Source organism: Kitasatospora sp. P5_F3 (assembly GCF_054049135.1).
The window spans coordinates 179,765-194,320 of sequence record NZ_JBFUMY010000007.1; the positions used below are offsets into that span (position 1 = coordinate 179,765).

General features: G+C 68.3%; 16 protein-coding genes and 1 pseudogene. All 17 read right to left on the minus strand.

Translation table 11 applies throughout. The features are described from left to right. Positions 1 to 12: 12 nt before the first annotated feature. Positions 13 to 1,113: a glycoside hydrolase family 26 protein gene (locus tag ACXJMZ_RS05740; protein ID WP_457028888.1), complete on the minus strand. Its 1,101-nt coding sequence runs from the start codon at positions 1,111 to 1,113 to the stop codon at positions 13 to 15. A gap of 36 nt (positions 1,114 to 1,149) precedes the next feature. Further along, positions 1,150 to 2,178 (minus strand): hypothetical protein, encoded by a 1,029-nt coding sequence (locus ACXJMZ_RS05745; protein WP_457028889.1) that lies wholly within the window; start codon positions 2,176 to 2,178, stop codon positions 1,150 to 1,152. Positions 2,179 to 2,323: 145 nt separating this feature from the next. Continuing rightward, positions 2,324 to 3,691 (minus strand): phosphoglucosamine mutase, encoded by a 1,368-nt coding sequence (glmM, locus tag ACXJMZ_RS05750; protein WP_457028890.1) that lies wholly within the window; start codon positions 3,689 to 3,691, stop codon positions 2,324 to 2,326. Between the two features lie 179 nt (positions 3,692 to 3,870). Beyond that, on the minus strand, positions 3,871 to 4,386 hold the full coding sequence (rpsI, locus tag ACXJMZ_RS05755) for a 30S ribosomal protein S9 (RefSeq protein ID WP_221504372.1): 516 nt from the start codon (positions 4,384 to 4,386) through the stop codon (positions 3,871 to 3,873). A gap of 30 nt (positions 4,387 to 4,416) precedes the next feature. Then, positions 4,417 to 4,860 (minus strand): 50S ribosomal protein L13, encoded by a 444-nt coding sequence (rplM, locus tag ACXJMZ_RS05760; protein WP_057231290.1) that lies wholly within the window; start codon positions 4,858 to 4,860, stop codon positions 4,417 to 4,419. 222 nt (positions 4,861 to 5,082) lie between these two features. After that, positions 5,083 to 6,747: an ABC-F family ATP-binding cassette domain-containing protein gene (locus ACXJMZ_RS05765; protein WP_057231292.1), complete on the minus strand. Its 1,665-nt coding sequence runs from the start codon at positions 6,745 to 6,747 to the stop codon at positions 5,083 to 5,085. 42 nt (positions 6,748 to 6,789) lie between these two features. Next, positions 6,790 to 7,689, minus strand: coding sequence for a tRNA pseudouridine(38-40) synthase TruA (gene truA / locus ACXJMZ_RS05770; RefSeq protein ID WP_457028891.1), 900 nt, complete (start codon positions 7,687 to 7,689; stop codon positions 6,790 to 6,792). A gap of 94 nt (positions 7,690 to 7,783) precedes the next feature. Next, positions 7,784 to 8,269 (minus strand): 50S ribosomal protein L17, encoded by a 486-nt coding sequence (gene rplQ / locus ACXJMZ_RS05775; protein WP_057231296.1) that lies wholly within the window; start codon positions 8,267 to 8,269, stop codon positions 7,784 to 7,786. A gap of 129 nt (positions 8,270 to 8,398) precedes the next feature. Next, positions 8,399 to 9,421: a DNA-directed RNA polymerase subunit alpha gene (locus tag ACXJMZ_RS05780; protein ID WP_441245653.1), complete on the minus strand. Its 1,023-nt coding sequence runs from the start codon at positions 9,419 to 9,421 to the stop codon at positions 8,399 to 8,401. Between the two features lie 128 nt (positions 9,422 to 9,549). Continuing rightward, a complete protein-coding gene (gene rpsK / locus ACXJMZ_RS05785) occupies positions 9,550 to 9,957 on the minus strand; it encodes a 30S ribosomal protein S11 (protein WP_057231298.1) in 408 nt (135 codons plus the stop codon). A 71-nt stretch (positions 9,958 to 10,028) separates the two neighbouring features. Next, positions 10,029 to 10,409, minus strand: coding sequence for a 30S ribosomal protein S13 (rpsM, locus tag ACXJMZ_RS05790; protein WP_057231300.1), 381 nt, complete (start codon positions 10,407 to 10,409; stop codon positions 10,029 to 10,031). 194 nt (positions 10,410 to 10,603) lie between these two features. After that, positions 10,604 to 10,717 carry a 50S ribosomal protein L36 gene (gene rpmJ, locus ACXJMZ_RS05795; protein ID WP_003956441.1) on the minus strand — a complete coding sequence of 38 codons (114 nt, stop codon included), beginning with the start codon at positions 10,715 to 10,717 and terminating at the stop codon, positions 10,604 to 10,606. A gap of 35 nt (positions 10,718 to 10,752) precedes the next feature. Beyond that, positions 10,753 to 10,974: a translation initiation factor IF-1 gene (gene infA, locus ACXJMZ_RS05800; protein ID WP_014047798.1), complete on the minus strand. Its 222-nt coding sequence runs from the start codon at positions 10,972 to 10,974 to the stop codon at positions 10,753 to 10,755. 161 nt (positions 10,975 to 11,135) lie between these two features. Continuing rightward, a complete protein-coding gene (gene mscL, locus ACXJMZ_RS05805; protein WP_057231302.1) occupies positions 11,136 to 11,558 on the minus strand; it encodes a large conductance mechanosensitive channel protein MscL in 423 nt (140 codons plus the stop codon). 90 nt (positions 11,559 to 11,648) lie between these two features. Beyond that, positions 11,649 to 12,488, minus strand: a complete 840-nt coding sequence (map, locus tag ACXJMZ_RS05810; protein WP_057232107.1) for a type I methionyl aminopeptidase — start codon at positions 12,486 to 12,488, stop codon at positions 11,649 to 11,651. A gap of 88 nt (positions 12,489 to 12,576) precedes the next feature. Beyond that, positions 12,577 to 13,122 (minus strand): annotated as a pseudogene (locus ACXJMZ_RS05815) (adenylate kinase); the annotation flags it as partial. Next, positions 13,122 to 14,429: a preprotein translocase subunit SecY gene (gene secY / locus ACXJMZ_RS05820; protein WP_457028892.1), complete on the minus strand. Its 1,308-nt coding sequence runs from the start codon at positions 14,427 to 14,429 to the stop codon at positions 13,122 to 13,124. The pseudogene ACXJMZ_RS05815 and the gene secY, both read right to left, overlap by 1 nt. Between the last annotated feature and the right edge of the window lie 127 nt (positions 14,430 to 14,556).

Here is a 14,556-nt window from a genome sequence, read left to right on the forward strand (position 1 = left end):
CGGTGGGGGAGCTCAGCTCATCGGCCAGGACACCAGGTTCTGGTCCGCCAGACCGTCCTGGAAGGCCTTCAGCGCACCGGGCGAGGTGGTGAACCGCCAGTCGAAGCGGCCGCCCTCCTGGTCGCTGTGCTGGAACCAGGAGAAGCCCACCAGCTGGGGGCGGTTCTTGATCCAGCGGAAGAAGTCGACGGTCCACAGCGCCTTGTTGGGGGTCGGCTTGACGCCGGTCTCCCCGATGAAGATCGGCTTCCGGGAGAGCGAGACCAGGTCCTCGTAGGTCTCGTCGAAGACCTGTCCGGCGGACGTCTCGCTCTCGCTGTATCCGTCCATACCGATCCAGTCGACGTACTTGTCACCCGGGAAGTACCGCGCCAACTCGTGCTTGTTGGTGCCCCGGTGGATGTTCGGGCACCAGAACCAGAGCGCGTTCGCGACCTTGCGGGTCGCGAAGACGTCGTAGACGTGCCGCCAGGCGTCCACGAAGTCGCCCGGCCGGTTGCCGCTGTGCTGCTCGGACCACGGGTACCACTCGGCGTTCATCTCGTGCGCGAACCGGATCACCACCGGCCGGCCGGCGCTCTTGACCGAGTCCGCGAACCGGGCGATGTAGGCGTCGTGCGCGCCCGAGGCGATCAGCCTCAGGGCATAGGTGGGCTGGTCCTCCCCCGCCTCCTTGCCGGCCGAGGGCTGCCAGGTCACCACCGGTACCGCGCCCAGGCGATACGACTCCGTCACCCGGTCGGGTTCGAACTCCTGGTTCCAGTTGACGAAGTACTCCTGAACGGTGGGCCGTCGGCCGGCCGCGGTGGCCACCGTCTCGGTCTCCGGTTCGTTCGGCGAGCCGGGCGTACTCACTCCGAAGTGCAGCGCCTTGGGCGCGCGGAGCTCGGCCATCGTGGTCACGGTGCCGGAGCCGGAGGGCTTGGGGGTCTCCCTCGGCCGTTCCGGTGCGGTGGACGTCGGCCGGCCACCGGGCATCCCGGCCTGGCCAGGGCCGTCCTCGCTTTCGAAGGCGAGCAGCCCGACGAGCATCACCAGCGCCAGCCCGCAGATCATCGACGCCCCCCAGGCCGGGCTGAACCGTATCCGCCGCAGCCCGCCCGACAGTGCCACGCCCGCCGCTTCCCTCCACCACGCCATCGAGTGCCGTCAGCCCGTCTTCTTGGCGGCTTCGGTCCCCCGGGCGACCAGTACGGCCTTCAGCGCGTTGGTGACGTCCTTGCCGCTCGGGTCGGTGGCGGCCAGCGGAGCACCGTCCTTGCTGCCCGCCACGGTGAAGTACAGGTAGCGGCCGAAGGATTCGTGCGTGACCGCGCAGCTCTTCACGTCGGTGCAGAACTTCTGCACCCCGCCCTTGGCGAGGGGCTGGCCGTTGCCCTTGAAGACGCTGCCGGCCTTGTCCGCCTGCGCCTTGGTGTCGAAGACGGCCACCGCGAGGGTGACCGCGATCTTGTCCGCGGTGTAGGTCGCCCGGTAGATACCCCGGCACATCTGGTCACGCAGGATCGGCCCGAGGCCGTTGGCCGTGTAGTCGCCGCAGCTACCGCTGAAGTCGACGGCTGCCTTGGTGTACGTCCGTCCCTGGACGGTGAAGGTGGCGTTCGGGAACAGCGCATCCGCGTTGAGGGTCGCCTTGTCCGTGCTGCCCTTGGAGAGGAACTCCTCGGGCTTCTTGGACGGCGGCAGGGCCGGCTGGCTGGCGGAGGGGACGACGCTGGCCGAGGGGGCGGGCGCGGTCTGGACCGCGGCCACCGGGACGCGCGGCTGACCATTCGTCATGTAGACCGACACGGCCACGACCGCGCCGATCACCAGCATCGCTCCGAGGCTGCTGAAAGCCCTCAACACCCGACGCTTGCCGAGGCGACGCGCCTCCGCGTTCTGCTGGGCCAACGCCGACCAGTCGGGCTCGTCGACGTCGGGCGAGCGGAAGGTGGACGGGCCGTACCGGCCCTCGACCGGCTGGCCCGGGTAGGCCTGCGGGGCGTCACCCTGGCTCTGGCCGCCCCGGTAGGGCGGCGTTGCGGCCACCCCGCGGGCCCTGGACGGGACGGACGGTGACTGCGGATTGCCGCGCCCCGGGGCCGCGGGCCGACCGGACAGCGGCGGCCGACCGGCCGGCGGGTCACCCGCCGACCCGGGCCCCTCCAGCTGTTCCTGCTGCTGCCCGTCGGTCATTTGAGCCTCCGCCACCTTTAAGCCAATGCGTCCAGATGATATCCGGAAAATGTGATGGTCCCATGGCCATACCAAGGCGTGGGCCAACCATTTGTCATACCGGAACGCAACTGTGCCCAACGGCCGGCCGCCCCCTGACGGGGAATCAGCCCAGGTGAGTGCGTACGGCTTCGGCCAGCCGCTCGGCAATCGCCTGTGCCTGCACCTGGTCGGCGGCCTCCACCATCACCCGGACCAACGGCTCGGTCCCCGACGGACGGAGCAACACCCGCCCGGTGGCGCCGAGTTCGGCCTCGGCCTCGCCGACCGCGGCGGCCAGCTCGGCCGAGCTGTTCACCTTCGTCCGGTCCACGCCCTTGACGTTGATCAGCAGCTGCGGCAGCCGGGTCATCACGGCGGCCAGGTCGGCCAGCGGCTGCTTGGTGGCGGCCAGCCGCGCGCCGAGCATCAGGCCGGTCAGCGTGCCGTCGCCGGTGGTCGCGTGGTCGAGCAGGATCACGTGGCCGGACTGCTCACCGCCGAGCGCGAAGCCGTGCTGCTTCATCTCCTCCAGCACGTACCGGTCGCCGACCGCGGTCTGCACCAGCTCGATGCCCTCGCGCTCCATCGCCAGCTTGAAGCCGAGGTTGGACATCACGGTGGCCACCGCGGTCCCCCGGCGCAGCGTGCCGGCCTCCTTCATGGCGACGGCCAGGATGGCCAGGATCTGGTCGCCGTCCACCTCGTTGCCGTCCGCGTCGGCGGCCAGGCAGCGGTCGGCGTCGCCGTCCAGGGCGATGCCCAGGTCGGCCTTGTGCTCGCGCATCGCGACCTGGAGCTTGTCCAGGTGGGTCGAGCCGACGCCGTCGTTGATGTTCAGACCGTTCGGCTCGGCGCCGAGCGTGTAGACCACCTCGGCCCCGGCCCGGGCGAACGCCTCGGGGGCGACCCGGGCGGCCGCGCCGTGCGCGCCGTCGATGACGACCTTCACACCGTCAAGACGGTTCGGCAGCACGGCGACCAGGTGCGCGACGTACTTGTCGAAGCCCTCGGTGTACTGCCGGACCCGGCCGACGGCCGCGCCGGTCGGGCGCACCCAGTTCTCGTCCGTGCCGACCCCGTAGCGGTGGTAGTGCGCCTCGATCGCGTCCTCGATCGCGTCGTCCAGCTTGTGCCCGCCGCGGGCCAGGAACTTGATGCCGTTGTCGGGCATCGCGTTGTGACTGGCCGACAGCATCACGCCGAAGTCCGCGCCGAGCGCGCCGGTGAGATACGCCACAGCGGGGGTGGGCAGCACGCCCACCCGCAGGACGTCCACGCCCGCGCTGGCCAGGCCGGCGATCACGGCGGCCTCCAGGAACTCCCCGGACGCCCGGGGGTCGCGCCCGACCACGGCGACCGGCCGGTGGCCGTCGAAGGCCCCCGCGTCACCGAGCACATGGGCCGCCGCCACCGACAGACCGAGCGCCAGCTCGGCCGTCAGGGTCTGGTTGGCCACACCGCGCACGCCGTCCGTACCGAAGAGTCGTCCCACAGTTTCCGTCCTCCGTCGCCGTTCCACAGGCAAGAAATCTCTCGCGACTCCCCGGCCTCCGCACAGGCGTACGGGGAGAGAAAAACAACACACCCCGGAGCACACGGGGTGCTCCGGGGTGTTGCAGCACACCCCGGGGGTGCGAACCATCGAGATGGTACGCCCCCCGGTGGAGGTGCTTAGCGCTTGCTGTACTGCGGGGCCTTACGGGCCTTCTTGAGACCGGCCTTCTTGCGCTCGACGGCACGCGCGTCACGCATCAGGAAACCGGCCTTCTTGAGCGCGGCGCGGTTGTTGTCCACGTCCGCCTCGTTCAGCGCACGGGCGACGCCGAGGCGCAGCGCGTAGGCCTGACCGGAGACGCCGCCACCCGAGATGCGGGCGACAACGTCGTAACGGCCATCGAGCTCAAGGAGCTTGAAGGGCTCGTTCACGGTCTGCTGGTGCACCTTGTTGGGGAAGTAGTTCTCCAGGGTGCGGCCGTTGATCTTCCACTTGCCGGTGCCCGGAACGATCCGGACGCGGGCAATGGCCTCCTTGCGACGGCCGAGGCCGGCGCCGGGGATGGCCTCGCCGAAGCGACCGGCCAGCGACTCGGAGGTGTAGCTCTCCTCGGAGGTGAACTCTTCGACGGTCTCGTCGAAGTCGACCTCAAGGGTGTTCTCGATGGCAGTCTCGGCCACGGTGTTCCTCAGCTTCTCAGTGATGGGGCTTGGTGGCCGGAATTACTGCGCGACCTGGGTGATCTCGAACGGCACCGGCTGCTGCGCAGCGTGCGGGTGCTGGTCGCCCGAGTAGACCTTCAGCTTGGAGAGCATCTGGCGGCCCAGGCTGTTCTTGGGGATCATGCCCTTGATGGCCTTCTCGACGGCCTTCTCCGGGTTCTTGTCCAGGAGGTCGTCGTAGCGGACCGCGCGGAGACCGCCCGGGAAACCGCTGTGGCGGTAGGCCATCTTCTGGGTCTTCTTGTTACCCGAAAGGTGCACCTTGTCCGCGTTGATGATGATGACGAAGTCACCAGTGTCAACGTGCGGCGCGTAGATCGCCTTGTGCTTGCCCCGGAGGAGGTTGGCGACCTGGGAGGCCAGGCGGCCGAGCACGACGTCTTGCGCGTCGATGATGTGCCACTGACGCTGGACGTCGCCGGGCTTGGGGCTGTACGTACGCACGGTCGTAGCCTTCGCTTTTCAGTGAGTGAGTCCTGACAGGAGCACCCGGACGAGAGATCAGCCTGGTCCCGCTTGGACGCAATTCAAGGGGGAGCCGCTGGTCATCGGCCTGGGTATCTCCGGCGTACCGACCTCTCACGTGAGATGGAGCGAGCCAATACGCACAACAAGGGCCCAGCCTACCGGGCAGCTCCGTACGGGTCAAAAACGCACCGCCCGAACCTACCGATCGCGCTGCACCCGGGTCTCGTCCCAGACCGGTTCGAGGGACTCGTAGACCCGTCCGTCGGCCCCGAACACCAGGAAACGGTCGAAGGTCTTGGCGAACCAGCGGTCGTGGGTGACACACAGCACAGTGCCGTCGAAGGCCTCCAGGCCCTGCTGGAGCGCCTCGGCGCTCTCCAGGTCCAGGTTGTCCGTCGGCTCGTCCAGCAGCAGCGCGGTGACGCCCGTGAGCTCCAGTTTGAGGATCATCAGCCGGGCCTGCTGGCCGCCGGAGAGCGACTCGAACTTCTGCTCCTCCTGCCGGTCCAGCTCGTACCGGCGCAGCGCGCCCATCGCGGCGCCGCGGCTGAGCGCGTGCTCCTCCTCGATGATCGACCTGACGGTCCGTCCGAGCAGCTCGGGGTGGGCGTGGGTCTGCCGGAAGTGGCCCGGCACCACCCGGGCGCCGAGCCGGAACGCGCCGTTGTGCTTCACCGTCTCGTCGCCCGCCAGCAGCCGCAGGAAGTGCGACTTGCCGGAGCCGTTCGAGCCGAGCACGCCGACCCGCTCGCCGTAGAAGACCTCCAGGTCGAAGGGCTTCATCAGGCCGCTCAGTTCGAGCTGCTCGATGGTCAGCGCCCGGACACCCGTCCGGCCGCCCTTCAGCCGCATGGTGATGTTCTGCTCGCGCGGCGGCTCCTCCGGCCGGCCCGCCTCCTCGAACTTCTTCAGCCGGGTCTGCGCGGCCGCGTACCTGGTGGCCAGCGCATGGCTGATCGAGGCGGCCTGACGGAGGTTCACCACCAGCTTCTTCAGCTTGGCGTGCTCCTCGTCCCACCGGCGGCCCAGCTCCTCGAAGCGCTCGAACCGCTCCTTGCGGGCGTCGTGGAACGACTCGAAGCCGCCACCGTGCACCCAGACACTGCTGCCGCCGCCGCCGAAACCGGTCTCGACACTGATGATCTTGTCGGCGGCCCGGGACAGCAGCTCCCGGTCGTGTGAGATGAACAACACGGTCTTCGGAGTGGCCCGGATCGCCTCCTCCAGCCAGCGCTTGCCCGGCACGTCGAGGTAGTTGTCCGGCTCGTCGAGCAGCAGCACCTCCTCGGGGCCGCGCAGCAGCGCCTCCAGCACCAGCCGCTTCTGCTCACCGCCGGAGAGCGTGTTCAGACCACGGAACTGGGCCCGGTCGAACGGCATCCCCAGCGCGGCCATGGTGCAGACGTCCCACACCGTCTCGTAGTCGTAGCCGTCCACGTCGGCCCAGTCCGAGAGCGCCTGCGCGTACGCCATCTGCGACTTCTCGTCGTCCTGCGCCATCATCGCCAGCTCGGCCGCGTCCACCGCCTTCGCGGCCACCGCGATCCGCGGCGGTGCCACCGACACCAGCAGGTCCCGCACCGACGCGTCGGCGGCCAGCGCCCCCGGCGTCTCCCGCTGGTCCTCCCGCCCGGTGGTCCCGACGAACTGGCGCATCACGCCCAGCCCACCGCTCACCGTCACCGAGCCGCCGTGCGGCTGGGTGTCCCCCGCGATCATGCGCAGCAGCGTGGTCTTACCGGCCCCGTTGGCCCCCACCAGTGCGATGGCGGACCCTTCGCCGACCCGGAAGGACGCGTCGTCGAACAGCACCCGCCCGTCCGGCAGGTAGTACTCCAGGTGCGAAATCTCGACGTGTCCCATGGCAGGAATTGTGCCAAGCGTGTCGCTACGGACCAAAACCCTTTATGTCTGCCCCGGAAGCGACCGGAGTTGCCGCGACACGCGGTTCCGCTCGGCGAGCCGGTCGTCGGCCGGGTAGCCGACCTCCTCCAGCGTCAGCCCGTACGGCCGGACCACGTTGACCGCCGAGTGCCGCACCCGGCCCGCCAGCACCTGACCGGGGAACTCCACCGGCCGGTGGCCGTCGCCGACCAGCAGCATGGCCCCCACCAGCGCGCGCACCATGTTGTGGCAGAACGCGTCCGCCCGCACCGTGGCGACCGCCATGGTGCCCTCCTGGGCCGCGTACGGGTCCACCGGGACGCGGTCCCAGCGCAGTTCGAGCAGGGTACGGATGGTGGTCGCGCCCTCGCGCTTCTTGCAGTACGCGGCGAAGTCCTGCTCGCCGAGCAGCAGCTTGGCCGCCTCGTTCATCCTCTCGACGTCCAACGGCCGGTCGTGCCACAGCACATGACCCCGCAGCAGCGGGTCCACCCCGCCCTGCTGGTCGGCGACCCGGTACGCGTACCGGCGCCAGATCGCGGCGAACCGCGCGTCGAAGCCTGCCGGCGCCTCGGTCAGCCGGTACACCCGGATGTCGGCGGGCAGCCGCCCGGCCAGCCGGCGGAGCAGCTTCTCGCGGTGCGCGGCCCACAGCTCGACCGGCAGGTCGACGTGCGCGACCTGGCCCCGGGCGTGCACCCCGGCGTCGGTCCGGCCCGCCACGGTGAGCGGGAACAGCTCGGCGCTGCGGGTGACCACCTGGAGGGCGCTCTCCAGCTCCTCCTGGACGGTGCGCCGGCCCGGCTGCCGCGCCCAGCCGGCGAACTCCGCGCCCTGGTAGGCGAGGTCGAGCCGGATCCGGACCCGGCCCTCCGCCGGACCGTCCTTGACCGGGGGCTGCTCGGCGCAGTCGTTCTGCACATCTACTCCAGACAGAAAGGAACGGGCCCGCCTCCCAAGCCCCTTTTGAAATAAAGGAGAGCGGGAAGCGGGCCCGAACGAACACCTAAAGGTGTCAGGCCTTGTCGGCCTCGACCTCGTCAGCGACGACCTCGGTCTCGGTGGCCTCGACCTTGGCGTCGGCCTCCTTGACGGCGCGCTTGGTGGCGCCCTCGGCCTCGCCGACAGCGGTCTGCGCGACGGTCAGCGCCTCGACCAGCTCGATCACGGCCATCGGGGCGTTGTCGCCACGACGGGGACCGATCTTGGTGATACGGGTGTAGCCACCCGGGCGGTTCTCGTAGCGCGGCGCAATCTCGGTGAAGAGGGTGTGCAGCACGGAGACGTCGGTGATCGTCTTGCGGACGATGCGACGGTTGTGGATGTCGCCGACCTTCGCCTTGGTGATGAGGCGCTCGGCCAGCGGGCGCATCCGACGGGCCTTGGCCTCGGTCGTGGTGATGCGGCCGTAGGTGAACAGCTCGCGGCACAGGCCGGCGAGCAGCAGCGGCTCGTGGTGCGGGCCACCGCCGAGGCGGGCACCCTTCGTGGGACGGGGCATGATTGCTCCTCAAATCTCCGAACCCGGCCGTATCAGGTACCGGGACGGGCGTACGGGCACTGTTGCCCGTACGGCTTTCTTGCATCGAAGCGGGGGCGGTCCGCAGGGGCCGCCCCCGACTCCAAATCCTTAGTACTGCTCGGTCTCCGCGTAACCCGCGTCGTCCAGGTCGTCGGCGCCGAAGGCGTCGGCGGCGGCGGTCGGGTCGAACCCGGGCGGGCTGTCCTTGAGCGCCAGGCCCATGCCGGCCAGCTTCGCCTTGACCTCGTCGATCGACTTCGCACCGAAGTTGCGGATGTCGAGCAGGTCGGCCTCGGAGCGGGCGACGAGCTCACCCACGGTGTGGATGCCCTCGCGCTTGAGGCAGTTGTACGACCGAACGGTGAGCTCGAGCTCCTCGATCGGCAGGGCGAGATCAGCGGCCAGGGCGGCGTCCGTCGGGGACGGGCCCATGTCGATGCCCTCGGCGTCGATGTTCAGCTCGCGGGCGAGACCGAACAGCTCCACCAGGGTCTTACCGGCCGACGCCATGGCGTCACGCGGGCGCATGGCGGGCTTGGTCTCGACGTCGACGATGAGCTTGTCGAAGTCGGTCCGCTGCTCGACACGGGTGGCCTCGACCTTGTAGGTGACCTTCAGCACGGGGCTGTAGATCGAGTCGACCGGGATACGGCCGATCTCCTGGCCGGAAGCCTTGTTCTGCACGGCGGAGACGTAGCCGCGACCGCGCTCGACGGTCAGCTCCATCTCCAGCTTGCCCTTGCCGTTGAGCGTGGCGAGGACCAGCTCGGGGTTGTGGCACTCGACACCGGCCGGGGGCGCGATGTCGGCGGCGGTGACCACACCCGGACCCTGCTTGCGCAGGTACATCACGACCGGCTCGTCGTGCTCCGAGGAGACGACCAGCTGCTTGATGTTGAGGATGAGGTCGGTCACGTCCTCCTTGACGCCCGGCACGGTGGTGAACTCGTGCAGGACACCGTCGACCCGGATGCTGGTGACAGCGGCACCGGGGATCGAGGAGAGGAGCGTGCGGCGGAGCGAGTTGCCGAGGGTGTAGCCGAAGCCCGGCTCGAGCGGCTCGATCACGAACCGCGAGCGGAACTCGTCGACGACCTCTTCGGTCAGCGAGGGGCGCTGAGCGATCAGCATGTTTTCAGATCCTCCAGTTGGAACTCGGCACCCACTATTTGATGCCGAACAGAACCAGCGTACGGGGTCCCGTCAGAAACAGGACCCCGCACGTGGTTTAAAAACTCAGACTGCCCGAAGGCGCTGCGTCAGACGCGGCGGCGCTTCGGCGGACGGCAGCCGTTGTGCGGGGTGGGGGTGACGTCCTGGATCGAACCCACCTCCAGGCCGGTGGCCTGGAGCGAGCGGATCGCGGTCTCGCGGCCGGAGCCCGGACCCTTGACGAAGACGTCGACCTTGCGCATGCCGTGCTCCTGCGCGCGACGGGCAGCCGACTCGGCGGCCATCTGCGCGGCGAACGGAGTGGACTTGCGCGAGCCCTTGAAGCCGACGTGGCCGGCAGAGGCCCAGGAGATCACGTTGCCCGAGGGGTCGGTGATCGAAACGATGGTGTTGTTGAACGTGCTCTTGATGTGGGCGTGCCCGTGAGCGACGTTCTTCTTCTCCTTGCGGCGCACCTTCTTGGCGCCGGCAGCCTGACGACCCTTGGGGGGCATAAGTCTGTTCTCCTACTGAGGTGGTCGGTCCGCTAACCCGCGGGCCGGAGGGAAGTCCGGTTACGGGCGGACTACTTCTTGCCCGGCTTCTTCTTGCCGGCAATCGCGCGACGCGGGCCCTTACGGGTACGCGCGTTGGTGTGGGTGCGCTGGCCGCGGACGGGGAGACCCCGGCGGTGACGCAGACCCTCGTAGCAGCCGATCTCGACCTTGCGGCGGATGTCAGCGGCAACCGCACGGCGGAGGTCACCCTCGACCTCGAAGTTGGCGTCGATGTACTGGCCGAGCTTGACCAGGTCGTCCTCGGAGATTTCGCGAACCCGGGTGTCCGGGTTCACGCCGGTCTCCGCGAGCGCGAGCTGCGCGCGGGTGCGACCGATGCCGTAGACGTAAGTGAGGGCGATCTCGATGCGCTTCTCACGCGGGAGATCAACGCCTGCGAGGCGTGCCATTCAAGGCTCCTGTTTTTCTTCAGAGGTCTGACGTGCTACCTACTCCGACACCTCTCGGTGTGGGAGCCCCGGCCTCTGACCGGGGGTGGCAGTCCGTCCTGGGGACGGATCGGGTAGCCCGCTTATGACGTTTTTTCGCGTCGCGCGAAGCAGTGCTCACGCAAAGACGTACGAGAAATGCTGGGTGAAGCTGATCAGCCCTGGCGCTGCTTGTGGCGCAGGTTGTCGCAGATCACCATGACCCGGCCGTGACGGCGGATCACCTTGCACTTGTCGCAGATCTTCTTGACGCTCGGCTTGACCTTCATGCTTCAGGTACTCCGGGTCTAGATCTGACAGTTGCTTACTTGTACCGGTAGACGATCCGGCCGCGAGTCAGGTCGTACGGGCTGAGCTCAACGACCACGCGGTCGTCCGGGAGGATACGGATGTAGTGCATCCGCATCTTGCCGCTGATGTGCGCGAGGACCTTGTGACCGTTCTGCAGCTCAACCCTGAACATGGCGTTCGGAAGAGACTCGATCACGGTGCCCTCGATCTCAATGGCGCCTTGCTTCTTTGCCATGAACTGCGAGATCCACCTTCCGGGGACGGCTACCGTATGCGGCACGCTCGTGCGAACCTGGGTTCACCCCTGCCCGAACCGGGTAGAGGGCGCGCTGAAGCACGCTACGAGTGAGCCGACGGTCCATCGTACGCCACCGCCTGCTCCCGGACCAAAACGGCTCAGACGCCGACCTTGACCAGTGGTTCGACGTGCGCGGTGCAGGCCGAGCAGCGCCGGGCGGCCTCGGGGATCTCGGTCAGGCACTCGGGGCACGGACGCTTCGGCGCCTTCGGCTTCTTCGGCAGGTACCGGGCGGTCGCCTTGGTGACCGGCAGCACCACGCAGAAGTACAGCACCGCAGCGGTCAGCAGGAACGCGATCAGCACGTTCAGGAACTGGCCGTACGGGAAGGTCACCCCGACCAGCTCGAAGCTGTACGAGCGGAAGTCGCCGGCCGCGCCGACCACCACACCCACCAGCGGGGTGAGGAAGGCCGCGACGAAGCCGGTCACCACCGCGGTGAAGGCCGAGCCGATGACGACACCGACCGCCATGTCGATCACGTTGCCGCGCATCATGAAGTCGCGGAATCCCTTGAGCACTTGCTGTCCCTTCGAAGTTGTCAGCTCCTAAAAATAGGACAAAGGGCCCGGTGGGCGAAACCCACCGAGCCCTTGACGATCCGTCAGCGACTAACCCAGGGGGTCCGGCGCTGCGACGACGCCCAGCTTGGCCAGCTCGGCCTTGCCGCCGTCGAAGGCGGTCAGCACCAGCGGGCCCTGCTCGGTGATCGCCACCGAGTGCTCCCAGTGCGAGGCCCAGGTGCCGTCGTTGGTGACGACCGTCCAGTCGTCCTCCAGCACCGTGGTGTGCGGGGTGCCCAGCGAGACCATCGGCTCGATCGCCAGCACGGTGCCGGGGACGAGCTTCGGGCCCTTGCCGCGGCCGCGCTCGACGTAGTTCAGCACGTGCGGCTCCATGTGCATCGCGGTGCCGATGCCGTGGCCGCCGTACCCCTCGGTGATGCCCCACTTGCCCTTGGGCGGCAGCGGCTGGCGGCGGACGAAGCCCTCGATCGCCTTGGAGACCTCGACCAGGCGGTTGTTCTTCTTCATCTGGGCGATGCCGGCCCACATCGAGCCCTCGGTCACCCGGCTGAGCATCTCCACCTCGGGCGCGACCTCGCCGACCGCCACGGTGATCGCGGCGTCGCCGTGCCAGCCGTCCACGATCGCCCCGCAGTCGATCGAGATGACGTCACCCTCGACCAGCACCCGGTCGCCCGGGATGCCGTGCACCACCTCGTTGTTGACGGAGGCGCAGATCACACCCGGGAACCACAGGCCGCCGTGGTCCGCGCGGAAGTTGGAGGTGGCGCCGTGGTCGGCGATCACCTTCGCCGCGATGTCGTTGAGCTCCTGGGTGGTGACACCCGGACGGACGGCCTCGCGGGCCGCCTTCAGCGCCTCGGCGACGACCAGTCCGGCCACCCGCATCTTGGCGATCTGCTCGGGGGTCTTGATCTCCACCATCTGGTCCACGCCTTCCACTGTCGAATGCCCGTCCGGTCCTTGCCGGGGGGCCGTGCTGCCGTTACCACCGTACGACGACAGAACGGCCGGGACTCCCCCGTGCGTGGTAGACCTCCAGCCGCGTCCGCACCTTCTCCTCGGTGTCGTCCGAGCGCTGGTACAGCTCGCCGCCGCACTCGTCGCAGACGCCCTCGGTCTTCGGCGGGCTGTAGACCACGTGGAACACGTGGCCGCCGTTGACCCGACAGACCCTGCGGCCGGCGATCCGCTTGACCACCTCGTCCTCGGGGACCTCCAGGTCCAGCACGCCGTCGAGGGCAATGCCGAACTCGGCCAGGATCTCGTCCAGGGCCTTGGCCTGACCGAGGTTCCGGGGGAACCCGTCCAGCAGGAAGCCGTTGGCGGCGTCGGGCTGCGACATCCGGTCCTTGGCCATCCCGATGGTGACCTCATCCGGTACCAGTCGACCCGCGTCCATGTACGCCTTGGCCTCGAGCCCCAACGGGGTGCCCTGGCTGATGTTGGCGCGGAACAGGTCTCCGGTGGAGATGTGGGGAATGGACAGGGTCTTGGCCAGGACGTGCGCCTGAGTACCCTTCCCTGCCCCGGGAGGTCCGACGAGGACGATACGCATCAGCGGAGGAACCCTTCGTAATTACGCTGCTGGAGCTGGCTCTCGATCTGCTTCACAGTTTCGAGTCCGACACCGACGACGATGAGCACGCTGGTGCCACCGAACGGGAAGTTTTGGTCCGCGTTGAAGGCGACCAGGGCGATCATCGGGATCAACGCGATCAGGCCCAGGTAGAGCGACCCCGGCCACGTGATGCGGGTAAGCACGTAGTTAAGGTACTCGGCCGTCGGTCGGCCGGCCCGGATGCCCGGGATGAACCCACCATACTTCTTCATGTTGTCGGCAACTTCTTCGGGGTTGAAGGAGATTGCGACGTAGAAGAACGCGAAGAACACGATCAGCACGAAGTACGTGGCCATGTAGAGCGGGTGGTCACCGCGGACGAAGTTCGCCTTGATCCAGGTGGCCCAGCCGGCCTCACTGCTCGTCAACTGGGCGACCAGCGCCGGGATGTACAGCAGCGACGAGGCGAAGATGACCGGGATCACACCGGCCTGGTTGACCTTCAGCGGGATGTAGGTCGACGTCCCGCCGAACGCCTTGCGGCCGATCATGCGCTTCGCGTACTGGACCGGGATCCGGCGCTGCGCCTGCTCGACGAAGATGACCAGGACCACCACGATGACGCCGATCGCGATGACGCTGAAGAACTCGACCCAGCCGTCGCCGATCGTGCCCGAGAGCTTGATCGCCCACATCGAGCCGGGGAAGCCCGACGCGATCGAGGTGAAGATCAGGATGGACATGCCGTTGCCGATGCCGCGGTCGGTGATCAGCTCACCGAGCCACATCACCATCGTGGTACCGGCCGTCATCGTGATCACCATGGTGGCGATCCGGAAGACCGACTGGTCCGGCACGACCTGGTTGGCGTAGACGCAGCCCGAGAACAGCGCACCGCTGGAGGCCGTCGCGACGATGCCGGTGCCCTGGAGCACGGCGAGCGCGATGGTCAGGTAGCGGGTGTACTGGGTGATCTTGGCCTGGCCGGACTGGCCCTCCTTCTTCAGCGCCTCGAGTCGCGGGATCACGACGGTGAGGAGCTGGAGGATGATGCTGGCCGTGATGTACGGCATGATGCCGAGCGCGAAGATCGTCAGCTGCAGTAGCGCGCCACCGCTGAAGAGGTTCACCAGGCCGAACAGGCCGTTGGGGCCTGCCTTCAGACACTGGTTCACCGCGACGAAGTCGACGCCCGGCACGGGGATGTGAGCGCCCAGCCGGAACAGCACCATGATGCCCAGCGTGAACAGCAGCTTCTTGCGCAGGTCGGGCGTCTGGAACGCCCGCGCGAACGCACTGAGCACGGTGCCTCCTGCGCCTCCCGCACGTCGTCGGCGGGAGGGTCGGTCCTGAATGGGGAGTGGAGAGTGCGGGCTCCCCCGAGGAGTCCGGTCAACCGGACGGTCCAGGCAAGCCTGGGCGCAACCTACA

Coding starts and splice junctions, on each gene's coding strand:
- ACXJMZ_RS05745 (WP_457028889.1), bottom strand. CDS start 2,178: ATGACCGACGGGCAGCAGCAGGAACAGCTGGAGGGGCCCGGGTCGGCG.
- ACXJMZ_RS05765 (WP_057231292.1), bottom strand. CDS start 6,747: ATGGGACACGTCGAGATTTCGCACCTGGAGTACTACCTGCCGGACGGG.
- rplQ (WP_057231296.1), bottom strand. CDS start 8,269: ATGCCCCGTCCCACGAAGGGTGCCCGCCTCGGCGGTGGCCCGCACCAC.
- ACXJMZ_RS05780 (WP_441245653.1), bottom strand. CDS start 9,421: ATGCTGATCGCTCAGCGCCCCTCGCTGACCGAAGAGGTCGTCGACGAG.
- rpsK (WP_057231298.1), bottom strand. CDS start 9,957: ATGCCCCCCAAGGGTCGTCAGGCTGCCGGCGCCAAGAAGGTGCGCCGC.
- rpsM (WP_057231300.1), bottom strand. CDS start 10,409: ATGGCACGCCTCGCAGGCGTTGATCTCCCGCGTGAGAAGCGCATCGAG.
- rpmJ (WP_003956441.1), bottom strand. CDS start 10,717: ATGAAGGTCAAGCCGAGCGTCAAGAAGATCTGCGACAAGTGCAAGGTG.
- infA (WP_014047798.1), bottom strand. CDS start 10,974: ATGGCAAAGAAGCAAGGCGCCATTGAGATCGAGGGCACCGTGATCGAG.
- map (WP_057232107.1), bottom strand. CDS start 12,488: ATGGTGGAGATCAAGACCCCCGAGCAGATCGCCAAGATGCGGGTGGCC.